Origin of the sequence: Thiosocius teredinicola, assembly GCF_002009425.1 — a bacterium.
Taxonomy (GTDB): Bacteria; Pseudomonadota; Gammaproteobacteria; order Chromatiales; family Chromatiaceae; genus Thiosocius; species Thiosocius teredinicola.
Map to the genome: position 1 here is coordinate 811,196 of NZ_CP019936.1, position 20,295 is coordinate 831,490.

Genomic DNA, 20,295 nt, shown 5'->3' on the forward strand with positions numbered 1-20,295 from the left:
ATGAGCAAGCAAGGCGAAGTCGCGGATATCCGTACCCAGGTGGTGGTGTTGGGCGCCGGGCCCGGAGGTTACACGGCGGCTTTTCGCGCAGCCGACCTCGGCAAGCAGGTGGTGTTGGTAGAACGCTATGCGAGCCTCGGCGGTGTTTGTCTCAATGTTGGCTGTATCCCATCGAAGGCGCTGCTGCACACCGCCGAGGTGATCAACGAGGTTGCCGAGCTCGAACACATGGGTGTGCGTTACACGCAGCCGAAGATCGATCTGGACAAGATGCGCGCCGGCAAAGACAAGGTTGTCGGCAAGCTGACCGGCGGCCTGGCGGCGCTGGCCAAGCAACGCAAGGTGCAGGTGGTGACCGGTGTCGGCAAGTTCACCGATCCGCGCCATCTCGAAGTGCAGACCGATGACGGCCTGACCCGTATCGAATTCGAACATTGCATCATCGCGTGCGGTTCCAGCGCGGTGAAGATCCCCGGTTTCCCGAATGATGATCCGCGCCTGATCAACTCGACCGGCGCGCTTGCCCTTGAAGACGTGCCGAAGAAGATGCTGATCGTCGGTGGCGGCATCATCGGTCTTGAGATGGCTACCGTGTACGCGACGCTGGGCAGCGAGATCGATATCGTTGAATTGCAGGACGGCCTGATTCCAGGCTGTGACCGCGACCTGGTGCGTCCGCTGCAAAAGCGCCTTGAAAAACAGGTCGACAGTATCATGCTGAAGACCAAGGTCAGCGACATCAAGGCGCAGAAGAGTGGGCTCAAGGTCTCGTTCGAGGGCGATAAGGCGCCCGAGTCGAAGGTCTACGACCGAGTGCTGGTCGCCGTCGGCCGTTCACCGAACGGCAAGCAGATCAACGCCGAGGCCGCAGGCGTCAAAGTCGACGAGCGTGGTTTCATTCCGACCGACGACAAGATGCGCACCAATGTGCCGCACATCTTTGCCATCGGTGACGTCGTCGGTAACCCGATGCTGGCGCACAAGGCGACGCACGAAGCCAAGGTGGCCGCCGAGGTGATCGCCGGTCTGCCGGCGCTGTTCGATCCGCTGACCATCCCCTCGGTCGCCTATACCGACCCGGAAGTCGCCTGGATGGGCCTGACCGAGATCGACGCGAAAGCGCAGGGTATCGAGATCGAAAAAGGCGTCTTCCCCTGGGCCGCATCCGGCCGCGCGCTCGGCATTGGGCGTGAAGAAGGCATGACCAAGCTGATCTTCGATGCCAAAACCAAGCGTCTGCTCGGTGCAGGTATCGTTGGGCGCAACGCGGGCGAGCTGATCGGTGAGACGGTGCTCGGCCTGGAGATGGGCGCAGATGCCGAAGACATCGGCCTGACCATCCATCCGCACCCAACGCTGAATGAGACCATCTGTTTTGCGGCCGAGATGGCAGAAGGCTCGATCACCGACCTGATGCCGCCGAAAAAGCGCTGAGTCGATCAACGGCTTCCGCCAGTCATGGCGGAAGCGTCAGCGGCGGTGCACCTCGCTCAGGAACACGCCGCCGCATTGTCGTTACTTGACAGCAACGAACTGCCGCCTCGCAACAGTTCCGCCATTTCATCGGCCGGTAAGGCCTTGGCAAACAACCATCCCTGAATCTTGTCGCAACCCATCTTGCGCAGAATGGCCAACTGAGCGGTGTCTTCGACGCCTTCGGCCGTAATCTCCATCGACAGGCTGTGGCCGAGTTCGACGATCGCCTTGGCGATATCGCGGTCGTTGTGATCGTGTGCAATGTCGCGCACGAACGAGCGGTCGATCTTCAGCGTGTTGGCCGGCAACTGCTTGAGGTAACTCAACGACGAGTAGCCGGTGCCGAAATCGTCGATCGCCGATTGCACCCCGATCTCCTGGAGTTCCTGCAATACCTTGATCGTTTCTTCCGGCTCGCTCATCGCCGTTGTTTCCGTAACCTCGATGCAGATCAACTTGGGCGGTATCTGATGTCGCTGCAGCGCCGACAGCAGTCGCCGCCGCAGCATCTTGTCTGCCAGGTGTCTGGCCGATACGTTGATGTTCACCGGAAGCAGCGGCACGCCGCTGCGTGACCATTGCTGCAGATCATTGCATACGCGGTCGATCACCCAGTCTTCGACGGCACTGATGAGGCCGTTCTCCTCGGCGATCGGAATGAAGGTGTCCGGTGAAATTCGGCCGCGTTGTGGGTGCTCCCAACGCAGCAGTGCCTCCATCGCTACCGGCTTGCACTGTACGCCGTCGACGATGGGTTGATAGTGAACCATCAGCTGATCCTGCGAGATCGCATCGTGCAGTTCGCGCTCGATCACGATGCGCGCATCCATCGCCGACTGTGTTTTCTCGTTCCAGAAACAGTGTCGGCCTTTACCGGCAGCCTTGGCCAGGTACATGGCGGCATCGGCCTTGCTCACCGCTTCGTCGAAGGTGGCGGCCTGTTCCGGCACCGCGCAGATGCCGATGCTCGCACCGATATAGACATGCTGCCCTTTGATCTCGAACGGCAGGCTCAACGCCTTGATGATCCGCGTAGCGACCTCGCTGACCGCCGCATGGTCATCTTCGTCGACAAGTACGATTGCGAACTCATCTCCCCCCTGGCGCGATACCAGGTCGTTTTGGCGCACCTGGCTGCGAATACGGTTGGCGACCTCGCTAAGAAGTTGATCGCCCGATTCGTGCCCCAATGAGTCGTTGACGAATTTGAAGCGGTCCAGGTCGAGGTACAGAAGGCTCAGCGTCTGCCCGGGCACCTGCGGTTCGGTAATCTGGTTGTCTACGTACTCTTTGAAGAACCGCCTGTTGGGCAGGCTCGTGAGTGGGTCGAAGTACGCGAGCTGTTGCAGCTGATCTTCTGCGGCCTTCAGCTTGGTGATGTCGGAAAACATGCCGACATAGTTGGCGATCTCACCTTTTTCGTTGTGCACGGTACTGAAGTTGATCCAGATGACGCGGTCGGCGTTCGCCATGTGGCGCGAACGTAGCTCGCCCCACCATTCGCCATCGGCCGTCAGCTTGGACGCGAAGTTCTCGTTGAACGACAGGCCGTGGTCTTCGCTTTCGAGTTCGGTCACGCGGCGATCGACGAGTGCCGCCAGGTCGAGTTGCAGCATCTCGCACAGTGAGTGGTTGGCGTCGATGATATTCAGATCGGCGTCTGTGATCATGATGCCTTGTGTCGAGACTTCGAACACCTTGCTGGCGAGCTCGACTTTTCTCTCTGCGGTTTTCTTTTCGGTGATGTCGCGGAATGACCACACGCGGCCGATGCATTCACCCTGCATGACCTGTGGACGGGAGAACACCTCGAAGATGCGGTCGTCCTTGAGTTCGATGATCCCGGCCGTTTCGGTACGTCCGTAGGTGTGGCAGGCCTGAATATCGCCGATGAAGGTTGTCGGGTTGATGACCTGGTCTGCCGCGTAGTAGAGCACCCGGCCGGGGTCGTTCAGCTCGGTCAGCGAAGGCGGCACCTGCCAGATGCGGTTGAATACCTCGTTGACTCTCACCACGCGGCCGTCGTTGTCGATGACCAGAATGCCTTCCTCGGTGGCGTCGAAGGTGGCATCCAGCAATGACAGTGTCTGTTGAAGATCGCGTTGTGCCGCCTTGTTCGCCTGTAGCTGCTGGGTGAGTTTGTTGTAGCGCTCATAGAGTTCATTCGAACTCTGCTCAAGGGATTGTTCGAGCAACGCACGATCCTGATCGTTGCGCGTATAGGCGTGGTCGACCGCCTCGAGCAGGCGCTGCAGGTCGGCGTCGATCGGGCCGTCGCCGTAGTAGCGTTTGAGTTGTCGCTCGAGCAATGGGTGCACGCCTAGTCCTCGGAAAGCGTCGTTATCGTCATTGTTTGGTTGTGCAACTCGCAGCCATAGTCGGCCACCGGCGACAACTCACCGTAGGAATAGAATCCGACCAGAACGGAACGCGTGCCCAATACTTCGCGAACCGCATCGAGCTCTTCCTCCACCAAGTCGCCCAGCACCATGCGCCGGCCGACGCAACTGATCAGCAGGGCTACGTCGGCATCGCGCTGCATGCACGTCTTGGCCTGATCGGCGGCCCCCGCGGCACCGTCGACCAAGCGATCGAAGTTGGCCTTCATAAAACGCGCCTGGCTGCCGGGCGGAACGGTGCCGGCGAACGTCATGCTCTGCGCTTCCTCGTCAATCGCCAGCAAGGTGCGTACGAGTTCATGCTCTCTGTTGGCCGGGCGGATGCTTAGCGGAAACAGCAAGCCGGTAGCCGGCAGGCTTTCGGCGTAGGTGCCGAGATAGCGTTTATAGAGATCAAGTGCCGATACGCCGTCGAGTTCGTACAGCTTGTTGTCTTCAGAACGCGTTACCGTGCGGGTTGGTCCGAAAGGATCCCATCCGCCCATTGAGCCGTGGCCGACACGCAGGCTATTCCCGTACAGGCCGACCGCGACAATGCCGTGGCTGCACAAGCGGTCATTGTGAAACACGGTTGTGGTCGAAAAGCGCTCGCCGTCGCCGGCCATGCCGCCGGTAATCACAACGTCGTCGCCGAGCGCTGCCTGCATGGCCGACGCAAGCTCGGAACCGTTGATGTACAGGCCTTCGGAAAGCAGCAGCACATAGCGCAAGTTCTCGCCTTGCAGATCGGTCACCAATCTATCGACCGCGGCGTTCAGGTTGTGGCCGTGATCGGCAACCAGCGCAGTGCGTACCGTGGTGGCGGAGAAATGCATTGCAATGCCGACAATGCTGGAGTCGCCGACGGCAACGTCGAGGATCTCGCCCGCAGTACTGCAGCCGACGATTTCGGCATTGGGAAACATCTCGATCACCTCGCGTACGGGTACAGCGAGGTCGGGCATGAGATTGCCGGACGCAAACAGCAATACGAGTTGTGCCTGATCGGCCAATGGTGTTGCTGCACGGTCGAAACCGATGATCGGTCGCCACGTGAACGTATGCTGGGTTATTGCCATCGAGAGGTCTCTGGGTACTCAAACTACGGGTTGTTGTTCCATCCCCTGGAAACCTGGCGATCAGTGGTATGCCACCGACCGCTGCAAACGGTTGACGGCAACGTCAACGGTCCCTGCAAGCACAACCTGCCATCCTCGTATTTATCGACCCGGATCACGAAAAGGCGAATCTTTTCGATCCCGAGTTTTTGGTTCCGGTTGCGCTAAAACCCGATAAATAAGGGGTTTTTCGTGCTTTCTTCTTTCGCGGAGCGCGCCCCACGCGCGACCCGGAAACAGGTTCACAGGAAATTCAAGAACGACTGTTCGCAGCCGCAATCCATGCAGACTCACCCCACGCCACCGGCGGTGCGCTGAGCCAACCCTCGTACGGGTTGATTCCTTGATCTTGGCAGGGGCGACAAACCCCAGAGAGGACCTTCGATGCGACTCACCATTGGTAAGAAGCTTGGACTGGCTTTCACCTGTATCGGTGCGCTGTTACTGGCGACCGGCGGCGCCGGCCTATGGAGTGTCGATCGCCTGTCGAGAACACTCGACTTTGTTTCGGGTAATGCCTGGGACGCGGCCGACGGGGCGATGGAGACGACTATTGGTCTGCAAGGACAGATCATTGCCGTGCAGCGCATGGTGCAACACCCGGATCGCATCGCCGACTACCAGGCCGCATTGCGCGAAGGCATCGAGGTGGCTGCGGAGGCCAGTCAGCGGATGCTGGATAGCGGGTTGATTGCCGCCGACATCGCCGGGGAGTTCAAACGGCGTCATACGGAGTTCGAGCGCGTGCGCGACACCTTGCTGGCCGCGATGCAGCAGTCGAATGCGGCCCAACGTGAGGCCGCCGGCGAAACCTTTGATCGCGCCGTGGGCGAACTGCTCGAGTTCGTCGAGCAGATGGAAGAGGCCGGCGACGGTGCCGTCGAAGGCGAGGCCGCGGCGATCGAGTCCACGAAATCGACGGCGTTCGTTATTACGGCGATGACCATGGCGCTCGGCATTCTGATCTCGTTGCTTGCTTACTGGATCGTTGTGCGCAGTGTCAGCCAGCCGATCAAGGCCGCCGCCAAGCGCTTGCAGACCTTTGCCCAAGGCCGCGGTGACCTGACCGTTACCCTGCCTGCCAACGGTCAAGACGAGGTGGCGGACCTGGCAAAGGCGTTCAATGCCTTTGTCTCGCATCTGCGCGAGACGGTTGCGACACTGTCGGACGTGACCGGTACGGTCAACCAGTCGGCGGGGGCGCTCAACGGAGTTACCGCGCGCACGCGCCAAGGCATGCAGCAACAACGCATGGACACCGAACAGGTCGCCACGGCGATGCACGAGATGGCGACCAGCGTCAGCGATGTCGTGCAGAACACTGCGGCGGCGTCGCAGGCGGCACAGGAAGCCAGCAAGCAATCGCATCATGGTGCCAAGGTGGTCGACGACACCATCCGCACGATTAACCAGTTGGCACAAAACGTCGAACACGCCGCCGAGGTCGTCAACAAGCTCGAGGCAGACAGCCAACGCATCGGTACCGTACTCGATGTGATCAAGACCATCGCCGAACAGACCAACCTGCTGGCGTTGAATGCGGCGATCGAAGCGGCGCGCGCCGGTGAGAGCGGACGTGGTTTCGCCGTCGTCGCCGACGAGGTACGTGGCCTGGCGGCGCGAACCCAGAAATCAATTGCCGAGATCCAGGACATGATCGAGGGTCTGCAGGCTATCGCCAGGCAATCGATCGAGGCGATGCAAGCGAGTGGTTCAACGACGACGAAGCTGGTCGAGACCTCGGGCAATGCGTCCGAGGCCCTACGGGCCATCGAACAGGCGGTGCAGTCGATGACCGAACTCAATCGACAGATCGCGGTCGCCGCAGAACAGCAGGGGCACGTGGCCGGCGAGATATCGAATAACCTGCTGCGCATTCAGACCTCAGCGCAGGACACTGAAAACGAGGCTGGCGGCATCGTGCAGTCGACCGGCCAGCTCTCCGATCTGGCGGGAAGGCTCGGCAGCATCGTCGGCCAGTTCCGCACCTGACGTCTTCCGGCATCGCCGCGCTGTGACGGTGCCCGCCGCCGCGCGGGAACAGCGAGCTTCCCAACCGTCGCGTGCGGTGGTGTCGGACGGCGACCAATCCCCCGGGGGGAAGGGTCGCTCAATCTGCGCCGATTGGTTTTGCCTTCGGCAAGAACGGTCAGGCCCACCCAAGGGTGTGAGCCTGTCACTTGCGCATAGGCGTTTATCCCCTAGAATCCCCGAGCTCGGTAGCCGGGATTGCGATCCGGTTTGAGAGCATTGCGCCGCCCGGCGCCAGTACAGGGGAATCATTTGTCATGCCATGGAATGCGTTGAGTTCACGCGTTGTCGTGCAACGTCGACTGCCAGCAACAAGGCTGCTGGCGATATTGGTGGGTTGTTTGTTTGCCTTGCCGGTCGTTGCCGACGATGCCTCATCGCCGTCGCTGATCGCCGATCGCGCCGCGGAAAGTTGTCCCAAGTTCGTCAGGCGGCTGATGTCGCGACCGTCAAAGGTGGTCGATGCCCATCCCGTTTCCGTTGAGGGCACCTGCGCGTGCGTCGATCAGAAGCTCCGAGCCGATCCGGTGTTCAGCGCCATCGGCGCAGATGCCGAAAGTCTGAAGGCGCAGGTTCGCAACCCCGATTTTCGTCCTTATCTCGAAGGCAAGATGGCGGCTTACCAGATCCAGTGCTTTGCCGATCAGCTCGGCAGATCGAGCGATGCCTACCTGGGGAGCGTGCAGCAATGACGATGAAATGCAGCGTGGCAGATGCCACCGGCGCTTTGCGCAATGCGGTTCGCCGTTGTCAGCGGTCGGCGGGTTGGCTGGGGGCAGCCGGGTTGATCTTTTTCAGCACCGGTTTGTATGCCGAGCCTTTGCCGCAGGACGGCAGCTTCGTCGAAAACTGGCCCAACATCTGCCAGAAGTTGGCCGACGAGGCGACCGAGCGGCGCCCCACGGCGTTGTACATCGAGCAGCAATACCCGACCCAGCAGGTCTACGATTGCATCGACCAGCATGTTCGCGCGGATGCAATGCTCGGCAAGCTGTTCAGCGACGATCTAGCTGTCGCCAACGCAGCCGCCGGCAACGACAAGATGCGCGAGTACTTCTCGTCGAAGGTCATGAGCTACTCGTTCGTGTGCACGTCCGACGAGGTGATCCGGGCTGCCGATCGTTATGCCGCCGCGAAAGGCCTGCCGATGGCAGAGACAGCGAAATAGCCGAATGCCGGCGACGAGCCGGCACGGTTTATTGCGGTTTGCTGGCCAGCTTCAACCACAGGTAGCCGGCCACACCTGCGATGATCGACGCGAGCAGCACGCCGGTTTTGGCCAGCAGCAACGCCTCCGTCTGCCCCTTGAAGCCGAGTTCGGCAATGAAGATCGACATCGTGAAGCCGATCCCACCCAGCAGGCCGACGCCGACCAGGTGCTTGGCATTCGTGCCTTCGGGAAACTGGCCGATGCCGAGTTTTACGGCGATCAGCGAGATGCCGGCGATGCCGATCAACTTACCCAGTACCAGGCCGGCGATGATGCCGAGGGTGATCGGGTCGGTGACGACCGCGGGCAGTTGGTCGAGGTGGATCGGGATGCCCGCGTTGGCCAGCGCGAAGATCGGCACGACAAGGAAGGCCACCGGTACGTGCAGCCCGTGCTCCAGGCGCTGCAATGGCGTCTCCACCAGGTGAATGCCATCGAGTAGCGTCTGAATGACGCCGCGGCGTTCTTCTTCGTTGTGTTCGACGGTGCAGACGTCGTTGGTGGCGCGACGCTGATGGATGCGCTGGCTGAGCGCTTCGATCTTTTCTGCAAACAGGTTGAAGTCGAACTTGGAACGCGCCGGGATCGTCCACGCAGTCAGGATGCCGGCGACCGTCGCGTGCACGCCCGATTCGAGAAACGCCATCCACAGCAGCAGGCCGACGACGAAGTACGGCAGCGGGCTGCGAATGCCGAAGCGGTTGAACGAGACGAGTATGCCGAACAGCAGCAAGGCGGCGCCGAGCGCCTCCCACACGATCGTATCGGTATAGAAGATGGCGATGACCGCGACCGCGCCGAGGTCGTCGACGATCGCCAAGGCCACGAGAAAGGTCAGCAGGCTCTTGGGCACGCGGCTACCCAGCATGACCAGCACGCCGACGGCAAACGCGATGTCGGTCGCCATCGGTACGCCCCAGCCGGAGATGCCGGTGCCACCCGCGTTGATCAGCGCATACAGGCCGGCGGGCACCACCATGCCACCGATGGCGGCAATGATCGGCAGCATCGCCTGGCGCATGTCGGAAAGCTGTCCGACCAACACCTCACGCTTGATCTCCAGGCCGACGAGGAAGAAGAACAGCCACATCAGGCCATCGTTGATCCAGTGATGCAGGCTGTGTTCGAGTTGCCAACCGCCGATGCTGAAGCCGATGGGCGCGTGCAGAATGTGTTCGTAGGTGTCGTGCAGCGCCGTGTTGGCGAGCACCAGGGCCACCACCGCACAGGCCATCAGCAGCAGGCCAGACGTCGACTCGTGATGAATAAACTCTTCGAATGGGGTGACGACTTTGTCGAACGTCTTTTCCCAGGGGGCGTGTCTGCTCATGCAATGCCTGTCCGTTTCTTGTTGGCGCGATGATACAGCGAGTGTCCCCCAGATTCAGCCTCGCCTGGCTCGATAGGTCAGACCATTATTTATGGCGCGTTTCGATCCAACTGTCGGTCGGGCCCTGGATTGCCATACACTTCGGGCATGCTGCAACTGAGTTTTCGACATTATGGCGACCATGCCGATCCGCCCATCGTGCTGCTGCACGGCCTGTTCGGCTCGTCGTCGAACTGGGGATCGATCGCCAAATACCTGGCTGAGCGCTATTTCGTCCTGGTGCCCGATCTGCGCAACCATGGGCAGTCACCGCACGATCCCGACGTCAGCTATCAGGCGATGGTTGACGATCTGCTCGGCCTGTTCGACGCGCAGGGCATCGATGCCGCGACGCTGGTGGGTCACAGCATGGGTGGCAAGGTGTCGATGCACCTTGCATTGAACTACCCGCAACGGGTGAACGCGTTGGCCGTGGTCGATATGTCGCCGATCAGCTATTCCCATGACTTCGACAATATTCTTGCGGGATTTGATGCGGTGGACGTGCATGCCGTCAAAAATCGCAGCGAGGCCGATGCCCAGATGGCCACGCAGATACCGGAACGCGGCATCCGTGCATTCCTTCTGCAGAACCTGGTCAAGCAAGCCGATGGCTGGGGCTGGCGGCTGAACCTGGCGTCGTTGGCCGCACGCCAAGCCGAGATCACGGACTTTCCGGACCAGCCCGACGGTGTGAGTTACGAAGGGCCGAGCAGTTTTATCTACGGCGAACTCTCCGGCTATGTGAAACCGGCATACGAACAAGCGATACGCCGCTATTTTCCGAACGCTGAGCTGTGTCCGGTCGCTGGCGCCGGGCATTGGGTGTACGCCGAGCAGCCGGAAGGTTTTCGCCACTGCCTGGAGGCGTTTCTAGCCGGCTAGCGCGCCGTCCATCGTCTTGCAGCATGAATCTGACGTGACCCGCTGCAACGCCTCTTCAGGCATGCAGATTGGCATTGAGGTTGTCGATCACCGGCGCCCAATCGGCGTCCTCGCGCAGCTCTTCGCGCAGAAACGCGGCCTGCGCGGGATTCCAGAACGGCGCATCGGCCAGCGGCATGCTCTGCGGCAGCGGGCCATGCGCCTCGATGAACTCCGCGATCGACGCCCGGTCGCTGGGCAGCCCGAGTTGGGCAAACAGGTTGGTCATGTCGTGATTGATGGTTTCCATCGTCGACTCCTTGTGGCGTTTGTCCTTATCCGACGCTAGTAGCGCAGCGCGAGTTCCGCAAGTTTTGTGACCCTTTTTGAGATTCTTCAGAGTCAACCGCAACGGTCGCCGCAAATACACCGCGGCTGTTCAGGCAAGTGGTGAATATCGGCAAGTGGTGGGCGTGTAAGTGCTTGATCCTCGATATCGCTTCTTTAAACTTGTTGAAATAAACCAGTTTTCAGCCAGTCATTAATGCATCGTAGAAAAGTGATCGTGCCGCATCTGCAAACCGCTTGTTCGGGTGTCGAATGACGGCGACTATCGTCGTGTTGCTTGGCGGCTTGGCCGTGTTGCTGGCCGGTGTCGGACTGCTCGGTACCTTGCTGGGTATGCGCGCTGCACTCGATCAGTTCGCCAGCCTGGAAATCGGCTTGATCATGGCCGGTTATTACGTGGGATATATTGCCGGCACCTTGTGGGTGCCGCGCATCATTCGCAATGTCGGTCATATCCGCACCTTCGCGGCGTTGGCGGCGATTACGGCGGTGATTGCGGTGTCATTCGGTCTGTTGGTGAATCCCTTGGCCTGGTTCCTGCTGCGTGTGATCAATGGTGTCAGCGTCGTTGGCATCTACATGGTCGTCGAGAGCTGGCTGAACGAACAAAGTGAAGGTGGTGCGCGCGGTCGCATCTTCTCCGTTTACATGATGAGCACCCTGGTCGCGCTGGGGGGCGGGCAGTTCTTGCTGCTGGCGGGCGATACCGGCCAGCTGGTGTTGTTTGCCCTGGCGGGCATGTTGATCACCCTCGGCATCGTGCCGGTCGCAATCACTCGTGTCACCGAGCCGCGTATCGAACTCGTCCAGCGCGTGCATCTCAAGGATCTGTTTCGTATTTCACCGTTGGGCGCGGTCGGCGCACTGGCCGCCGGCATCGTCAACGGCTCGTTCTGGGGCATGACCGCGGTGTTTGGTCAGCGACTGGCGCTCGATGAGCTGCAGATCGCGGTGCTGATGAGTGCGACCATTCTCGGCGGCGCCTTGTTGCAGTGGCCGATCGGTCATTTCTCCGACCGGCACGACCGGCGTGGCGTTTTGATCGTGGTGAGCCTGCTGACCGCCACGGTGGCGGGTGTGTTGGCGTTTGTGGTCACAGCCGGGTACACCGGGCTGATCGTCGCCGCCAGTATCTACGGCGGCTTGATGTTTTCGCTATACGGTCTGTGTGTCGCGCACACCAACGATCACCTGCAAGCGGGGCAGGTGCTCGAGGCGACCCGCGGTCTGCTGCTGGTATACGGCGCCGGGGCATTGAGCGGGCCGTTGCTGGTTGGCGGCACCATGGAATACATGGGTGCGGTGGGCCTGCCGGTGGTATCGGCAACGACCGCTGCGCTGCTCGCGTTGTTCGGTCTGTACAGAGTCACCCGCCGTTCGCCGCCGCCGCTGGCGGAGCAGGGCGAGTACGTGCCGATGGTACGCACGACGCCCGTGGCCCTGGAGCTCTACCCTGACGCAGACAAGCCGACCGACGACACCCAGTGATCACTGAAAGGCGCGCTCGCGCAGACTGAGTCGGCAATGTGGGCGCCTTTGCCAAGCAACCCACCGGCATCTGCTAGGCTTGATCTGCATCGAGCCGCACAGCGGCAAGGAAACTGCCGTGAGTGACGAACCCTGTCCCAATCTTGCATCGACCTTCCTGCGCCTTCGCGCCGATGCGGCCGCCGAGCCGCTGCGTGTGGACGAGCACTTCTACCAGCGCCTTATCGGCGGTGAACTCGGCAGTTTTCACGATGAGTACCTGGTCTCGATCCACGCCTTCGATGCGGATTGGCCAAGTTGGGAGATGCACCCCAACGGCGACGAGATCGTGTGCCTGTTGTCCGGTCGCGTGACCTTTTTGATGCAACAAGATGACGGCACTCGGTCGACCACCTTGTGCAAGCCTGGCGACTTCGCCATCGTGCCCGCGGCAACCTGGCATACCGCCAAAGTTGCCACGGCGTCGCAGGTGTTGTTCATCACCCCGGGGGAAGACACGCAACACCGCGATGCCTGAACCCGATCAGCCGGCCTGCGGTGTTTGCCGGCGCTACGCATGGCAGAGCATTGCTGTCGAAACACCCAGGATGAGATCCGGCAGGATCCGGTGCGGCTATTCGGCGCGCAATGCCTCGACCGGGTCGAGACCGGCCGCACGAAACGCCGGGGCCACGCCTGCCAGCAGACCGATCGCCGCGGCGATTGCCAGTGCCAATCCGGCGTAACTCCACGCGACATGGGTCGGCAGTCCGGGTATCGCGGCGCCGATCGCCCATGAACCACCGATACCCAGCAGTAGTCCGGCCGCACCACCGGTAGCGGCGAGGATCACGGCTTCACCGAGGAACAGGCTGATGATTTGCGGTTTGCCGGCCCCCAGGGCGCGCAGCAATCCCACCTCGGCGGTACGCTCGTTTACCGAGATCGTCATGATCGTCAGGATGCCGATGCCGCCGACCAGCAACGAGATGGCGCCGAGCGCACCGACGGCGAGTGTTAGTACCTCGAGGACCGAACCGAGCACCTCGAGCATCTGATCTTGCGTGGTGATGGTGAAGTCTTCGTTGCCGTGACGCGCCAACAGGCGTTCTTTGACGCGCGCAGCGATCACATCGGCGTCGGCCTCTTCGTCGTAGAGGACATCGATCTCCATCAGGCTCTCGCGATTGAACATCGCCATGGCGCGTGCAACCGGAATATAGACCGAGTCATCGAGGTCGAACCCGAGCATCTGGCCCTTGGATTCCATCGTGCCGATCACGCGGTAGGTTTCGCCGCCGATGCGGATGCGCGCGCCGAGCGGTGACTGATCGCCGAACAACTCGCTGCGCAGTTTGCTGCCAAGCACCGCAAAGGCACGCGCGCGGCGCGGCTCGTCGTCCGGCAGGAAGCGCCCGAGCACCGGCTTGATCTGCCATACCTCGGGCACATGCGCGCCGGTGCCGAACACCGCTGTGCGCCGTGTCAGACCACCGGATTCAACGGCAGCGTTGCCTTGAATAAAGGGCATCACGGCGCGCACCTGCGGGGTCCGCTTGAGTGCTTCGGCATCGTCGAGGCTCAGTGGTCTTACGTTGCTGATCAATGCGCCGGACATGCCGAAGGTCTCGGTTTTGCCCGGTGCGATCGCCAACAGGTTGGTGCCGAACTGGGTGAACTCGGAAACCACGAAGCGTTGCACGCCTTCGCCGATCGCCGTCAGCAAGACGACCGCAGCGATGCCGACGGCGATGCCCAAGCCGGTCAGCAGGCTACGCAAACGATGCGCGAAGATTGCGCTGCTGGTCAGGTGAATGTGATCGCGTAATAACATCTCAACGACCGGTCAGTGCCTTGACCGGGTCGAGCCGCGCGGCGCGGCGCGCCGGCAGCACGCCGAAGATCAGCCCGGTCGACACGGCGACCGCGACGGCAGCGATCGGTGCCCATAGCGGTGCTGCCAGCGGAAAGCTCGGGAACACGCGCTGCAGCGCGACGATGGCCACGATCGATATCAGCAGGCCGAGCATGGCACCGGCGCCGGCGAGCAGCACCGATTCGACCAGGAACAGGCGCAACACCTGTCGCTCGGGCGAGCCGAGCGCCTTGAGCAGACCGATCTCGCTGACCCGCTGCGATACAGCAACCAACATCACGTTCATGATCAGGATGCCGGCGACCGCAAGACTGATCCCGGCAATGCCGCCGACGGTATAGGTCAGTGCGCGCAGGATACCGTCGAACGTCGACAACAACGCATCCTGGGCGATGATGGTGACATCGTCTTCACCGTCATGTCGCTCACGGATGATGTCGCGCGTGGCGGTCTTTGCACGTTCGATGTCGCCCTCGCTACGCGCCTGGATCATGATGCGGAACAGCGATGGGGCATTGAACAGGCTCTGTGCCGAGGCCACCGGGATCATTGCCATATCGTCCATGTCCTGACCGAGCGACTGGCCGCCTTCGCCGAGCACACCGATAACCCGAAAGCGCCGATCGTTGAGCCGCACCCACTGACCGAGGAATGGTTGGCTGCCGAACAACTCGCGCTTCAAGCCGGGGCCGAGCACGACCACGTTGCTGCTGCGCTGCGGATCGATATCCGGCAACGGCCTGCCGCTGCTCACCTCGAGATGGCGGATTACAAAGTAGTCGTAGGTGGTGCCGACGATGGTGACCTCGCGTTCGCGTGAGCCGTACGATACCGGCGCATTACCGACCGTGACCGGCGCGATACGGTCGATACTGCGCTCGCGCAGCAGGCCCAGGGCGTCATCCAGTGTCAGGTCGCGCGGCGTCGAACCGAACAATGGGGGAGCGCCGCCGGTGGTCTCGTTGCGCCCGGGCATGACGATCAACAGGTGGGTGCCGAGCTGTGCGAACTCGCCGACCACGTAGCGTCGCGCGCCTTCGCCGAGTGCCGTCAGCACCACCACCGATGCCACGCCGATACTCATCGCCAGCAGCATCAGCAGAGTGCGGCCACGCGCGCCGGCCAGCGAGGCCATCGAAAAGCGGATCAGGTCAATCGCGCGCATCGCGATCGATCTGCCCGTCGACCATGTGGATCTCACGACGTGCGCGATCGCCGATCGCCGGGTCGTGGGTGACGACGACCAGCGTGATGCCGGAGTGGTTGAGTTGTTCCAGCAGTTCGATCACGTCGCTGCCCGAGTGCTGGTCGAGGTTGCCAGTGGGTTCGTCGGCGAGTAACAGGTCGGGCTTCATGATAACCGCGCGGCCGATGGCGACGCGTTGGCGTTGACCGCCGGAGAGCTGGTCGGGACGGTGGTGGGCACGCTTCGTCAGATCGAGCGATGCCAGCACCTCGTCGACCCGCTGTCGGCGCTCGTCCGGGTCGACCCCGGCGAGCAACATCGGCAGCGCGATGTTGTCGGCCGCACTGAGACGGGGAATCAGGTGGAAGGCCTGGAAGACGAAGCCGATGTGGTCGCGGCGTAGTGCGGCGCGTTTCTCTTCACCTTGCTCGGTGGTCTCGACATCGTTCAAACGGTAATGCCCGGCATCCGGTCGGTCGAGCAGGCCGAGCACGTTGAGCAGGGTCGATTTGCCCGAACCGGACGGACCCATGACCGATACGTAGTCGCCTTCAGGCAGTTCCAGCGACACGCCGGCGAGTGCATGAACCACTTCGTCGCCAACCTGAAAATGCCGCTCGATGTCTTGCAGGACGATCATTTTTCGTCGGCTTTTTCCCGCTTGGCCGCCACGCCGTCGTCGAGTCCTTCGCGATCGACCGAGGTGACGACCAGGTCACCCTCGGCCAGCCCGTCGCTGACCTCGGTGAAATCCCAGTTTGCAGTGCCGGGCTTGACCTCGCGTTTTTCGACGACTTGGCTGTCCGGCAGATAGACGTAAACCTTGTTGCCTTCGATCAATGCCTCGGTCGGGATGCGCAAGGTGTCCTTGCGGATGTCGAGAATGATCTCGACGTCGGCGGAATAGCCCGCGAGCAGTTGCTCGATATCGGCCTTGTTGACGAACTCGACCTCGACGTCGACCGTGCGCGCCTGCTTTTCAACGTCCAGCACATAGTCGGCGATGCGGCGGACCTTGCCGTCGAAGCGACGCTCACCGAAGGCATCGAGCGTAATGCGCGCCGTCTGGCCGACACTGATCTGCGCCACATCGACTTCATCGATCGGCGCGGTCAGGTAGAAGCAATCGTTGGCGATCAGGTCGACCGCGGGCGGGGTGGGGATACCGATCGGCGATGGCGTAACGTACTCGTTCAACTCGCCGTTTATCTCGGCGACCACGCCATCGAAGGGTGCGATCAGGCGCGTCTTTTCCAGGGTCGCCTGGGTGACGCCGATACGCCCTTCGCTGACCAGGGCGGTCGCGCGCGATGCCTCGCAGGCGGCGCTGCCGGATTGCGCTGCAGTCTCGGCCTGGTCGACCTGCTCCTCCGATACCAGTTTGCGCGACAGCAGCTTCTTCAAGCGATTGGCTTCGCGCTGCGCCTGTTCGGCCTCGATGCACTTGGCCAGCGATGTCGCGGCGGCGGCGTTGGCTTCCTGCAAGGTCAGCGCAAGCTGCGCCTCGATATCGTCGTTCCATAGCTCCAGCAGCAGGTCGCCTTGCTTGACTTGTTGGCCTTCGCTGACGGGCAGCTTGTCGATCTGACCGCCTGCACTGGGCGAGAGCTTGGCGCGCCGGCAGGCCTTTACCGTCCCTGCACGGGTGTTGGCGACGGTTTTCTCTACCGTGCCCTTCTCGGCCGCGGCCACGGCGACCGAGATCGGCTTGGCGCGCGTGGCCCACCAGATCCACGTTGCCAGAACGGCCAAGATAAGAAGGAAGATGAAGGTGCGGCGTGCCGTCTTGTTTCCGGCCATGGCTACCAGCCTTGACAATCGCGATGCTGTTGTTGATTCGGTTGAATTATCGCAGGTTCCGTACTCAATCGCGATGATCCGGGGCGTGCGTTATGTGGCGAGATGGTTACTTTGAGTTACCGGCGATCAATAAGCGACCGCTTGTGACTGTTAGACGGTGTCGCATGCTGCAGGTCGCAATCCAGACAGAAGCGGGGTTTATGTTGTCGCGTTACTCCACGACACGCGCCGCGCGGTCGGCGCGAACGGCGCCCACCGCGGATATGACCGCCCAGGCGAACTCGAGCAATAGCACGGGATAGTTAGCGTCTACCCAAAGCTGCGGCATGATCACGATCGCAGCGACGAAGTTGGCTATCAGATAGTGACGTTTCGCGAGCTGCCCGGATGCAAACAGAAAGTACGCAGTCGCAAACAACAACACGGAACACCATGCAGCTACCGCAATCGCGATAGCGGCATCCAGCCACCAGCCGATGGTCAGGCAAACGCCGGTGGCAAGCAGGGTTTGCCATCCCAACGTCGGTACAGAGATGGCGAGTGCCGGCGTCTTACCGAACAAACGCAGAATACTGATGATTGCCCAGAACGCGTTGGTCGCGACGGCCTGCATCGACATCAATGCCAGCGAGCTGGCAACGACGGCGAGTGCAGCGATCAGATTGGCTGAGAAATACCAGGTCTCTCTGTAGCTGGGATGCAGCGAAACATAGGCGTGATTCGCGAGATACAGGACAGTGCCCGCGTAGCCGAGCGCATCGAATGCCGTCACAACAGTTCGATGTGCATATTGCGTACAAACAGCACCTTGCCGACATGCGGGCCATTGAGAATGACGACCTTACTCATGTCGATCATGATCTTGTAAAGCCGATCGGAATCGGATGCGCGTTGGATCTTGTCGCTCCATTCGAGCACGATCACCCGGGTACCTTGCGGCAGGGCGAAGTATTGCTGATTGCTCTCATCGTCGGAAAGGCGTCCGAGGATAACCGGGTAGCCTTCTGCCGGAATCAGCTTGGCCAGATCCAGGCGCTTCTTGTTCGAGTCGATGCTCTGCGGGGTTGCTGCGATGCCCAGATCGTCCAGCCTCGCCAATGCCTGGTTCAGTTTGGCAATCGCTGCTTCACCATCGGCCGTTCTGGCGGCGATGACATGCAGGCTGGATTCGTCTTCGATACCGTCGATCGGTAATACCAGTTGCTCGCGATTCGGAAAGTGCCTTTGCAGGGTCGTGTACATTACGCCCTCGGTCATCGGCAACAGGTCGATATCGTTGGTGAACAACGCCTCGAGAGCCGCCAGCTCGTTGGGGAAGATCATCGGATCTTTGATGAGCTTGTCGAGTTGCTCGCCATAGCTGTAACCGGCAACGCGCCCCATGCGGAGTTGTTCAAAATCCCGTTTGACGCGTTCGCCGTCGATGAAGCGGCGATTGTAGTAAATGCGGCTGCGGACGGAGAAAACCGGTTCGGAGAACAGCACCTCGCCGCTGCGCTGCCGGTTACGGAAGTAGGGGTAAGCCAGCAATGCCTTGTTGCGCTTGACCAGTTGATAGGCCAGGCCGTACGGCTTGTAACGCCATGCCACCTCTGCATCGGCCTCGGTACCGATCAGGTCGAGCACATGCGCCGCCGAACCCAGTGGCTCGCCTTCGGCATTGATATACGGCGGCCACGCATCGGTGAGTACTTCCAAGCGATCGCTTGCGTGGGATACGCCGGCCAAGTGAACAAAGGCGACAACCGCGATGTATCTGCCTGCCAGCTGTTTCAGCGAGTAAATCATGGCAATCCCGTTGCGTTACCGCGATTTCAGGAAACGATAGACAATGACGAGCAACAGGGTTGCAGTCACGCCGAAACCGAACATGATGTCGGTGTCGATCTCGGCGATCAGGCGCAGAAAGAACGACGGCTGGTCGTCGTTGTAATCGAGCGTCGGCCGCGACATCGCCTCGCGGCTGAACTGCGTCAGGTTCATCGATAGCTCGAACACGGCGAAAAAACTCAACGACACCAGCAGCAGGTCGGTCAACATCGAACTGCGTTCGCGTTGCCGTTCGCTGGCCTCTTCGATCCGGCTGGTGCATACCTCGATCATGCGTTGACCATTGTCGAGCAGTTGCTCGAATTCCCAGGACTCGAGTATTTCATCCAGCAGCTTGCGTTTCGGTCGCGTCATGTAGCCCAGGTGGTCGTTGAATGTCACCTGGTGCAGGCGGCTCATCACTCGGCTCTCTTCGAGTTGCGTCTTGGCCCGCAGCGGTCGGTCGCTGGTGTAGGCAACGGATATGGCCTGCTTGAGATGCAGATTGCACTGTGCCTGTGCCGTATAGATGTACTGTGCCAGCACCATCGTTTCGATGCGAAAGTCCTCTGCGCCGTCTGCACTGTCGACAAGCACGTAATTCAGCCAGGTCATCGAGCAGTTGAGATCACCCTTGGTGATCGCTGCGGCGTCTTCGGGGCGTTGAGTGAGCGCCAGCCAATCATCGATGATGGTCTTCCATGCCGATGACGTTGCCTGCTCCTGCGACAGCAGCAGCGCGCGGGATGTCCAGAAGATATGCACCTTCTTCTGGTTGGCGGGGTGCGTCGATGGGTCGATAAAGATCGGGTCCGGGTGGCTTTGACGCAGTGCCTTCAGCAGCTCGACAAAGCGTTGAAACGAGGCCTTGATCAAGGCGCGGCTGCGGTCCTGAACCTGTTTCTCCAGCTCTTCGCTGGAAACTACCGGCATGTGGCGAAACGTGATCTCGACGATGGCGATGGCGTTGGGAAAGACATGGAACAGGATGTCGTGCTCGCTGTTCGTGTCCTGCCAGGTGGCGATGTCGAGATTTCGGACGTCGCTCGACAGGTTCTGGTATTCCTGCGAGCCCGTCGGTGGCGCCTTGACCTTCAGGGCGGGGTCGAAGTCTTCGATGTTGCGCAGAAACTCGCGGTATTCATCGAGGGCGTCGGTTGTCCCGGTGCGGAAACTGAATGGGACGAGGATCGGGGAGAGCGTCTTGATCGTGGCGTGTCGCTGGCTTGGATTCGGTTCGGCCATCGTCGTTCCTGTGTTGATCGCTCGGGCAGAACGGCTGATTCGCCCGCGATCGATCCGAATCGGGTGCAAGCCGGGTGGCGCGGCGGCTCACAGGTGAAGATGCCATTGTGCCATTCGG

18 protein-coding genes are annotated in these 20,295 nt (G+C 61.1%); 7 read left to right on the forward strand and 11 right to left on the reverse strand.

Annotation, left to right across the window (positions count from 1 at the left end; translation table 11 throughout):
* On the forward strand, positions 1-1,434 hold the full coding sequence (gene lpdA, locus B1781_RS03795) for a dihydrolipoyl dehydrogenase (protein ID WP_078118386.1): 1,434 nt from the start codon (positions 1-3) through the stop codon (positions 1,432-1,434).
* A 56-nt stretch (positions 1,435-1,490) separates the two neighbouring features.
* Here the strand turns inward: lpdA and B1781_RS03800 are convergent, their stop codons facing one another.
* Together B1781_RS03800 and B1781_RS03805 are read right to left on the reverse strand one after the other, a co-directional pair.
* On the reverse strand, positions 1,491-3,794 hold the full coding sequence (locus B1781_RS03800) for an EAL domain-containing protein (RefSeq protein WP_078118387.1): 2,304 nt from the start codon (positions 3,792-3,794) through the stop codon (positions 1,491-1,493).
* Positions 3,795-3,796: 2 nt separating this feature from the next.
* Positions 3,797-4,933 (reverse strand): FIST signal transduction protein, encoded by a 1,137-nt coding sequence (locus B1781_RS03805; protein ID WP_078118388.1) that lies wholly within the window; start codon positions 4,931-4,933, stop codon positions 3,797-3,799.
* Between the two features lie 423 nt (positions 4,934-5,356).
* Between B1781_RS03805 and B1781_RS03810 the strand changes: the two genes are divergently transcribed.
* From B1781_RS03810 to B1781_RS03820, 3 genes are all read left to right on the forward strand, one after another.
* The gene (locus tag B1781_RS03810; protein ID WP_078118389.1) at positions 5,357-6,964 is read left to right on the forward strand and encodes a methyl-accepting chemotaxis protein; all 1,608 of its coding nucleotides are present in this window, start codon (positions 5,357-5,359) and stop codon (positions 6,962-6,964) included.
* A 296-nt stretch (positions 6,965-7,260) separates the two neighbouring features.
* Positions 7,261-7,695, forward strand: a complete 435-nt coding sequence (locus B1781_RS03815) for a hypothetical protein (RefSeq protein WP_078118390.1) — start codon at positions 7,261-7,263, stop codon at positions 7,693-7,695.
* The gene (locus B1781_RS03820; protein ID WP_078118391.1) at positions 7,692-8,171 is read left to right on the forward strand and encodes a hypothetical protein; all 480 of its coding nucleotides are present in this window, start codon (positions 7,692-7,694) and stop codon (positions 8,169-8,171) included. The genes B1781_RS03815 and B1781_RS03820 overlap by 4 nt, the downstream gene beginning before the upstream one ends.
* Positions 8,172-8,199: 28 nt before the next feature.
* On the opposite strand, the gene nhaA is transcribed toward B1781_RS03820, so the two are convergent.
* Positions 8,200-9,543 (reverse strand): Na+/H+ antiporter NhaA, encoded by a 1,344-nt coding sequence (gene nhaA, locus B1781_RS03825; RefSeq protein ID WP_078118392.1) that lies wholly within the window; start codon positions 9,541-9,543, stop codon positions 8,200-8,202.
* A gap of 147 nt (positions 9,544-9,690) precedes the next feature.
* Here nhaA and B1781_RS03830 point away from each other — a divergent pair, with 147 nt between their 5' ends.
* A complete protein-coding gene (locus B1781_RS03830) occupies positions 9,691-10,467 on the forward strand; it encodes an alpha/beta fold hydrolase (RefSeq protein WP_078118393.1) in 777 nt (258 codons plus the stop codon).
* Positions 10,468-10,522: 55 nt separating this feature from the next.
* Here B1781_RS03830 and B1781_RS03835 read toward each other — a convergent pair whose 3' ends face one another.
* A complete protein-coding gene (locus B1781_RS03835) occupies positions 10,523-10,756 on the reverse strand; it encodes a DUF2789 domain-containing protein (protein ID WP_078118394.1) in 234 nt (77 codons plus the stop codon).
* A 290-nt stretch (positions 10,757-11,046) separates the two neighbouring features.
* Here B1781_RS03835 and B1781_RS03840 point away from each other — a divergent pair, with 290 nt between their 5' ends.
* Entirely contained in the window at positions 11,047-12,282 is a 1,236-nt protein-coding gene (locus B1781_RS03840) for an MFS transporter (RefSeq protein WP_078118395.1), read from the forward strand.
* Between the two features lie 118 nt (positions 12,283-12,400).
* Positions 12,401-12,799, forward strand: a complete 399-nt coding sequence (locus B1781_RS03845; RefSeq protein WP_125931858.1) for a cupin domain-containing protein — start codon at positions 12,401-12,403, stop codon at positions 12,797-12,799.
* Positions 12,800-12,895: 96 nt separating this feature from the next.
* Here B1781_RS03845 and B1781_RS03850 read toward each other — a convergent pair whose 3' ends face one another.
* The 7 genes from B1781_RS03850 to B1781_RS03880 all read right to left on the reverse strand — a co-directional run bounded on the left by B1781_RS03850 (position 12,896) and on the right by B1781_RS03880 (position 20,177).
* Positions 12,896-14,095 (reverse strand): ABC transporter permease, encoded by a 1,200-nt coding sequence (locus B1781_RS03850; protein WP_078118397.1) that lies wholly within the window; start codon positions 14,093-14,095, stop codon positions 12,896-12,898.
* A gap of 1 nt (position 14,096) precedes the next feature.
* On the reverse strand, positions 14,097-15,302 hold the full coding sequence (locus B1781_RS03855; protein WP_078118398.1) for an ABC transporter permease: 1,206 nt from the start codon (positions 15,300-15,302) through the stop codon (positions 14,097-14,099).
* Positions 15,289-15,963 carry an ABC transporter ATP-binding protein gene (locus B1781_RS03860; RefSeq protein ID WP_078118399.1) on the reverse strand — a complete coding sequence of 225 codons (675 nt, stop codon included), beginning with the start codon at positions 15,961-15,963 and terminating at the stop codon, positions 15,289-15,291. Before B1781_RS03860 ends, B1781_RS03855 begins: the two co-directional genes overlap by 14 nt.
* Positions 15,960-17,123, reverse strand: coding sequence for an efflux RND transporter periplasmic adaptor subunit (locus tag B1781_RS03865; RefSeq protein WP_078118400.1), 1,164 nt, complete (start codon positions 17,121-17,123; stop codon positions 15,960-15,962). Before B1781_RS03865 ends, B1781_RS03860 begins: the two co-directional genes overlap by 4 nt.
* 211 nt (positions 17,124-17,334) lie before the next feature.
* The gene (locus B1781_RS03870) at positions 17,335-17,895 is read right to left on the reverse strand and encodes a CBU_0592 family membrane protein (protein WP_078118401.1); all 561 of its coding nucleotides are present in this window, start codon (positions 17,893-17,895) and stop codon (positions 17,335-17,337) included.
* Positions 17,892-18,911 (reverse strand): substrate-binding periplasmic protein, encoded by a 1,020-nt coding sequence (locus B1781_RS03875; RefSeq protein ID WP_078118402.1) that lies wholly within the window; start codon positions 18,909-18,911, stop codon positions 17,892-17,894. The genes B1781_RS03870 and B1781_RS03875 overlap by 4 nt, the downstream gene beginning before the upstream one ends.
* Before the next feature lie 15 nt (positions 18,912-18,926).
* Positions 18,927-20,177, reverse strand: a complete 1,251-nt coding sequence (locus B1781_RS03880) for a hypothetical protein (protein ID WP_078118403.1) — start codon at positions 20,175-20,177, stop codon at positions 18,927-18,929.
* Positions 20,178-20,295: the final 118 nt, after the last annotated feature.